Annotated in this window: 1 protein-coding gene and 1 pseudogene; both read right to left on the bottom strand. The window is 76.0% G+C overall.

Annotation, left to right across the window (positions count from 1 at the left end; translation table 11 throughout):
- Positions 1-1,534 (bottom strand): heme biosynthesis protein HemY (locus tag ACK4UM_RS20905; RefSeq protein WP_409802987.1); only part of this gene is annotated, 1,534 nt, incomplete at its 3' end.
- A 13-nt stretch (positions 1,535-1,547) separates the two neighbouring features.
- Positions 1,548-2,216 (bottom strand): annotated as a pseudogene (locus ACK4UM_RS20900) (hypothetical protein); the annotation flags it as partial.

Below are 2,216 nucleotides of genomic sequence, written 5' to 3'. Positions count from 1 at the left end.
TCACCGCCTCGGACGCGGCGCGCGGCGGCGGCGCGGACGCCGCGGGGGATGCCGCCGGTGCTGCCGGTGGCGGCGTCGGGGCGGGCGGCGTCGGGGCGGGCGTCGGGGCGGGCTTCGTCTCCTGCGGAGCGGCCTGCGGCGCGAGCGCGGCCTGCTTGTAGACCGGCGGCTCGATCGAGATCGGCTGGCGCGGCGCGTCGTCGAGATCGCCGACCACCGCGTCGATCACGGCCGTGCCCGCGGCGGAGGCGCCCTCGGGCGGCTCGCGCCATTCGAACGCGTCGAGGCGCCCGGTCACCGGCGAGATCGGCGCCCAACGGTCCGAGACGATGCCGTCGGCGACCCAGGCCTTGTCGCGCGGCGCGTGCACGGCGCGGGCGAGCCATTCGCGCACGGCGACGCCCGAGCCGTGCTCGGCGCGCTCGATCTCGGCCATCAGCAGACAGACACGCACCGGCGGGCGATCGGCGGCGAGCACGGCGAGCGTCTCGCGGGCCTTCTTGAACTCGCGCGCCTCGAGCGCGGCGCGGGCGAGCGCGAGCCGGCCCTCGAGCGACCAGGTCGAGAGGGTGGCGAGCTTCTCGGCGCGCTCCATCCGATCGTGCGTCGAATCGCCGGTGCGCAGGTGGACGTAGACGTCGGCGAGATCGGGATGGGGCGTGACCTTCCAGGCCGCCTCGACGATCTTCGCCGCCTTCTTCACCTCGAGCCGGCGCGCCAGGATGCGCCCGGCGAGCACGGCGGCGGGCACGAGATCGGGCGCGAGGCGCAGCGCCTCCTTGGCGCGCTCGAGCGCGGCGTCCTCGTCCGCCTCGCCGTGGGAGAGGGCGTCGGCCGTCATCAGGACGGCGCGGTGGCGCTTCGAGGTCGCCTTGTCGATGACGCCGAGCGCCGCACGCCGCTCGACCAGATCGAGCGCGGCCTTCCAATCGCCCTTGGCGACATAGCTCTCGAGCACGGCCTCGTTGGCCCAGGAGACGGACGGGGCGAGCTTCGCCGCCTCGCGCGCGTGGAGATAGGCGGCGTCCCGGTCGCCGCGGCGGCGCGCCTCGACATAGAGCCCGCGAAGCCCCAGCACGCGGGTGTCTTCGGTCTGCGCCATCGCCTGGAACGCGGCCTTGGCGTCGGTATGGTCGCCCGCGATCTGGGCGGCCTGGGCGCGCAGGAGGAGGACGAGGGGCTCGTCGGCCTTGAGGTATTTCTGCGCCTCGCGGGAATAGCGCCGGGCCGAGGCCTCGTCGCCCGCGCCGACCGCGACCATGCCGCGCGAGAGCGCGACGAGGCCCTTGCGCCGCTTGCGGCCGACCGTCGCCTCGGAGACGCGTTCGGGCAGGCCGAGCACGAAACGGATCAGCGCCTCGAGGACGAGCAGACCCGCGACCGCGACGACGAGCAGGATCGCGCCGAGCGCGAGGCCCACCGAATAGCTCGTGCCGTCCCAGACGAAGGCGACCCGGCCGGGCTGGTCGGCGAGCCAGATGGCGCCCGCCGCGAGCGCGGCGACGATGGCGAGATAGACGAGAACGCGCCACATGGTCGGGTCTTCCTCACTGGCTCTCTTGGGGCGACAGGAGCGCGGCGCGCGCGGCTCCCGCGATCGTGCGGGCGGCCTCCTCGGCCGCGATTCGCGCCTCGAGGCGGGCGCCGAACTCCGACGAGCGCGCGCGCGACTGGTCGGGCAAGGCGCGCCAGGCTTCGAGCGCGACCGGAACGTCCCCGCGCGCGAGCGCCTGGCCGACGGTCGCGTAATTGTCGCGCGGGGGGCCGGTCGGGCGATCGAGCTCCTCGGCGGGCTCGACCGTGACCGCGCGCGAGAACACGCCCTGGAAGAAGCCGGCGACGCCCTCCTGCGGCTCGCCCGGCGCCTCGCCCCGGCGCAGGAGCGGCATCATCTCCGCCCAGTCGCGGGCGAGCGTATAGGGCGTCGGCGCGCCGGTCTCGGCGAAGGGACGCAGGGCCTCGATCGGCTCCTGGGGCGCGCCGGACGCCTCGAGCGCGGCGAGCGACGGCGCATAGGGCGCGCCGGCGGGAAGCGCGACGAGGATCTCGTTCGCGGAGAGGCCCGCGGCGATGATCGCCCGCGTCCCGCGCTCCTCGCGCTCGATGGCGGCGCGCAGTTCCTCCAGCGCCGCGTCGCGGGCGCCGGCGACCGCGTCGACCTCGGCGAGCGCGGCGCGGGCGGCGGCGAGCGCGTCGTCGGCCTGGGCCTGCGCGGC

Origin of the sequence: Salinarimonas sp. (assembly GCF_046292825.1) — a bacterium.
Lineage (GTDB): Bacteria > Pseudomonadota > Alphaproteobacteria > Rhizobiales > Beijerinckiaceae > Salinarimonas.
The sequence above is the reverse complement of the archived record's forward strand: the minus strand, read 5'-3'. Positions and strand labels throughout refer to the sequence as shown.